General features: G+C 67.9%; 3 protein-coding genes. All 3 read left to right on the forward strand.

Features of this window, described 5'->3' with window-relative positions; translation table 11 throughout:
* A partial coding sequence (locus GPA27_RS28000) for a CaiB/BaiF CoA transferase family protein (protein WP_169143684.1) occupies positions 1 to 1229 on the forward strand: 1229 nt, incomplete at its 5' end.
* Positions 1230 to 1246: 17 nt separating this feature from the next.
* On the forward strand, positions 1247 to 2467 hold the full coding sequence (locus GPA27_RS28005; protein ID WP_169143685.1) for a CaiB/BaiF CoA transferase family protein: 1221 nt from the start codon (positions 1247 to 1249) through the stop codon (positions 2465 to 2467).
* A gap of 54 nt (positions 2468 to 2521) precedes the next feature.
* Positions 2522 to 3445, forward strand: coding sequence for a TIGR03619 family F420-dependent LLM class oxidoreductase (locus GPA27_RS28010; RefSeq protein ID WP_169143686.1), 924 nt, complete (start codon positions 2522 to 2524; stop codon positions 3443 to 3445).
* The last annotated feature ends 83 nt before the right edge of the window (positions 3446 to 3528 follow it).

Consider the following 3528-nt stretch of genomic DNA (forward strand, 5'->3'; position numbering starts at 1 on the left):
CCCCCTACCCCCCTGCCGCGCCCCGCGGCGCCCTGGCCGGCATCCGTGTCATCGACTTCGGCCAGATGGTCTCCGCCCCCTACTGCGCGAAGCTCTTCAGCGATTACGGGGCCGATGTGATCAAGGTCGAGCTGCCCGAGGGCGACACCGCGCGCTCCGCCGGCCCGTTCCCGGGCGATGACCCGCACCCCGAGAAGAGCGGGCTGTACTTCTTCCACAACACCAACAAGCGCGGCATCACCTGCGATGTCGCCCACCCCGAAGGCCGGCGCCTCTTCCTCCGCCTGCTGGAACATAGCGACGTGCTGATCGAGAACAACCTGCCGCAGCGCATGCGCGCGTGGGGGCTCGATTATCCGACGCTCGCCGAGACGAACCCGGATCTCGTGGTGATCTCCATCACCCCCTTCGGGCAGAGCGGCCCCTACAGCGGGTGGAACGGCTACGACCTGAACGCGTTCCACCTCTCCGGCGCGAGCTCGCGCTACTGCGGCCGCCCGGGGGAAATGCCGCTCGAGCACGGCACCTTCGCCGCGGACTACTTCGGCGCCGTCACCGCGGCCGCATGGGGACTCGCCGCCGTCTATGGCCGCGAGCTGGCAGGGGGCGGGCAGCAGGTCGACGTATCCTGCGCCGAGGCGATCGCCGCGGCCTTCGTCGGCGGACAGAACATCGGCTGCTACGCGCAGGAAGGCCGCTTCGACAAGCGCACCGGCGTCGGCATGCCGCTCGGCGCACCCGCGACGATCCTGCCCTGCCGCGACGGCCACGTGTGGATGCTGGCGCTGGAACCGGGCCAGTGGAACGGGCTGCGCAAGGTCATGGGCGACCCGGAATGGGCGAGCCTGGAGATGTTCCAGGACATGTACTCGCGCGCCCAGAACGCAGACGTCATCTACGAGTTCATCCGCGAGTGGACACTGCAGCACGGCAAGATGGAAATCATGGAGAAGTGCCAGGCGGCGGGCTGCCCGGTGACGGCGGTGTTCACCATCGCCGAAGCCGCCGCGCAGCCCCATCTGCAGGCGCGCGACTACTTCGTCGACATGGAGCACCCGCAACTGGGCCGGCTGAAGAACCTCGGCGCCCCCTTCAAGCTCCCGGCCTGCCCGGGCGGACCGGAACGCCCCGCGCCGCTGCTCGGCCAGCACAACGCGGAGGTCTACCGCGAGCTGCTGGGCCTCACGGCCATGGACGTGCGCGGACTCGCGCAACGCAATGTGATCTGACCGGGGGAGGAATCCGCATGACCAACCAACTGCCGCTGAAGGGTGTCCGCGTCATCAATTTCGGGTGGGTGTGGGCGGGGCCGGTCGTCGGGCAGACGCTCGGCTTTCTCGGCGCCGAGGTGCTCAAGATCGAATCGGCCGCGCGCGTCGACATGACCCGCAACCTGCCGCCCTTCGCCGACGGCATCCCCGGCCCCGACCGCAGCCTGTCGAACCACGCCTGCTGGGCGGGCAACGGATCGGTTTCCCTCAACCTCAAGGAACCCGAAGCGCTGGAGCTCGCGCTGCGGCTGATCGCGACCGCCGACGTCGTCGTCGAGAACTTCGGCCCCGGCGTCATGGAGCGCCTCGGCCTGGGTTACCAGCGCCTGCGCCAGGCGAAGGACGACATCATCCTGTTCTCGATGCCCGCCGCGGGCCTCTACGGTCCGCTCGAGCATGTGCGCACCTACGGCCTGAGCCTGACCTCGCTGACGGGCCTCGACAGCCTCGTCGGCTACAAGGGCGGCGACCCGGTGCCGGTGGAGAACGCCTTCTCCGACCCCTTCGCGGGCATCTTCGGTGCCTTTGCCGTGCTCGCCGCCCTCAACCACCGCCGCAACACGGGTACGGGCCAGCACGTCGACTTCTCCCAGCAGGAGGCGGTGATGCAGATGGTCGCGCCGGCGTGGATGGACTATGCGTTGAACGGGCGTAGCGGCGGGCCGAAAAGCAACGAACACCCCACTGCGGCCGCAGCGCCGCACGGCGTCTTCCCCTGCCACGGCGACGACCGCTGGATCAGCATCGCCGTCTGCCGCGACGAGGAGTGGCAAGGCCTCGTCGCCGCGATGGGCCATCCGGACTGGGCCGCGACGCCCGCCTTCGCGACGCTGCCAGGGCGCGTGGCTGCGATCGACCGCCTGCACGAACACATCGCCCGATGGACGCGCGAATTCGACGACCGCGAGCTCGCCGCACGCCTGCAGGAGCATGGCGTCGCCGCCTCCCCGGTGCTGAATGTCGGCGACCTGCTGCACGACCCGCAATACCGCGCCCGCGACACCTTCATCGAGGTCACCCACCCGCTGGGCTTCCGCGAAACGATCTACGGCGCCTACGTGAAGACCAGCCGCAGCCGCCCCGACATCCGCCCCGGCCCGACCATCGGACAGGACAACGAGCGGGTATTCAGGACGCTCCTCGGCATCCCGGAAGCGGAATACGAGCGCCTGAAACGCGACCGGATCATCTACTGACAAGCACCGGCCCGCAGGCACCCCGCCGCCCGGCCCATATATCGGAGACACGCCATGAAGTTCGCCCTCGCAACGCCTGCGCTGAACAACTACCCGGCCGCGATGGCCCCGTGGGAGCCGCGTGCCGGCGGCCCGGAAATTCTGCGCTATGCGCGCAAGGCCGACTCCCTGAGCTGGGACTGGCTCACGATCCCCGAGCACATCGTGATGCCCACGGACATGAAGGAGGTGATGGGTTCGCGCTTCGCCGAGGGCATCGCCGCCTCCGCGGTGCTGATGGGCGCCACCGAGCGCATCCACATGCTCACCTACATCCTGGCGCTGCCCTACCGCCATCCGCTGGTGCTCGGCAAGCAGATCGGCACGATGGAATTCCTCGCCGGGGGGCGCTTCACGCTCGGCACCGCGGTCGGCCATCTGGAACGGGAGTTTGAGACGCTGGGCATCCCCTTCGAGCAGCGCGGGCCGATGACCGACGAATACCTCAAGGCCCTGAAGGAAGTGTGGACCTCGGAACATCCGAAGTTCCACGGCGACTTCGTCAAGTTCGACAACATCCTTGTTGAACCCAAGCCGGTGCAGAAACCCCATCCCCCAATCTTCATCGGCGGCAACTCGCCCGCAGCGATGCGCCGCGCTGCCGTGCACGGCGACGGCTGGATCCCCTGGCTCGTCACCGCCGAAGACCTCCCCGGCTGCATCGCCTACATGAAGAGTCTGCCCGCCTACGACGAGAAGGCCGACCGCTTCGAGATCCTCGTCACGACCACGGCTTACAAGGTCGAGGACTACTCGCACGCCGAGAAGGGCGAGACCGAGGTTTCTGGCGACCGCGACAGCGTGCTGCGCGAAATCGAGGCGCTGCAGAAGGCCGGCGCCACCTCGGTGCAGGTCATGCCGCCGAAGCTCCAAACCTTCGAGCAGTGCCTCGACTGGATCGAGTGGTACGACCAGGAAATCATTCCGCAATTTAGGTAAGGACCGTCAAATCCGACATACATGGCGCTGCATTCATTTACCCGCGCTGCCACTCCCTCCCCTTCAAGGGGAGGGTTGGGGTG

The organism is Aromatoleum toluolicum, from assembly GCF_012911005.2.
GTDB classification, from domain to species: Bacteria; Pseudomonadota; Gammaproteobacteria; order Burkholderiales; family Rhodocyclaceae; genus Aromatoleum; species Aromatoleum toluolicum.

Coding starts and splice junctions, on each gene's coding strand:
- GPA27_RS28010 (WP_169143686.1), top strand. CDS start 2,522: ATGAAGTTCGCCCTCGCAACGCCTGCGCTGAACAACTACCCGGCCGCG.
- GPA27_RS28005 (WP_169143685.1), top strand. CDS start 1,247: ATGACCAACCAACTGCCGCTGAAGGGTGTCCGCGTCATCAATTTCGGG.